Here is a 961-nt window from a genome sequence, read left to right on the forward strand (position 1 = left end):
TATAGCTATAGCCAGTCTGATTAGGACATAATCTAGAGGTAGAGACATCCCCACCTGTGTGCCATGGCCAAACCCTACAGCCTCGATTTGCGACAAAAAGTCGTTGACGCCATCGAACTGGATGGGATGAAGAAGAGCGAAGCCAGTGTTGCTTTTGGGATCAGTCGCAACACTATCGACTTGTGGCTCAAGCGTAAAGCCGCTACGGGGAGCGTAGCGCCCCAGGTCAACTCAAGGGCTCGCCGCCAGCGACGGATTACTGATTGGGATGGGTTTCGCGCCTTTGCCGAGCAGCATCGTGACAAAACCCAAGCTGAGATGGCGGAGTGTTGGCCAGGTCAGATGAGTCAACGAACCATCTCGCGGGCCTTAGACATCATCAACTGGACACGAAAAAAAAGACCTACGGCTACCGTCAGCGAGACGAGCAAACGCGACAGGCGTTCGTAGCTCGAGTTCCAGAGCCAATAGCCCGACATCTGGTTTACGTGGATGAGTCGGGAATGGATGAGCGCGATGCCTACGGATACGGCTATGCCCCAGCGGGTGAGCGGTGCTATGACCTTAAATCCGGGCGACGCAGTGGGCGCGTCAATATGATCGCCGGGTATCGGGGGCATCAACTCATTGCGCCGTTTACCGTTGAAGGAGCCTGCAACCGCACCGTCTTCGAAACCTGGTTGGAGACCTGCTTGATTCCAGAGTTATGCCCAGGAGACTGGGTGGTGCTCGATAATGCCACCTTTCACCATGGCGGACGCATTGCCGAATTGATTGAATCGGCAGGTTGTGAAGTGGTTTATCTCCCACCCTATTCCCCTGACCTAAATCGCATTGAAAAGTGCTGGGGGTGGTTGAAAAGCCGGATTCGAAAAGCCCTTCCTCATGATGATGGTCTGCGGGCTGCCATTGAGGCCGTCCTCAAGCAAGCCGCGTCCTAACCTAAGTGGCTATAGCTATA

Annotated in this window: 1 protein-coding gene; it reads left to right on the plus strand. The window is 54.5% G+C overall.

Annotated elements, in window-relative coordinates; all coding sequences use genetic code 11:
• Positions 1-63: 63 nt before the first annotated feature.
• Positions 64-941, plus strand: a protein-coding gene (locus VB780_RS14250; RefSeq protein ID WP_323351825.1) for an IS630 family transposase whose coding sequence is annotated in 2 segments (ribosomal slippage) — positions 64-393 and positions 396-941 — 876 coding nt in all. Because the reading frame shifts where the segments join, the coding sequence is not laid out codon by codon here.
• Positions 942-961 lie beyond the last annotated feature (20 nt).

Source organism: Leptolyngbya sp. CCNP1308 (assembly GCF_034932455.1).
GTDB lineage: Bacteria > Cyanobacteriota > Cyanobacteriia > Phormidesmidales > Phormidesmidaceae > Nodosilinea.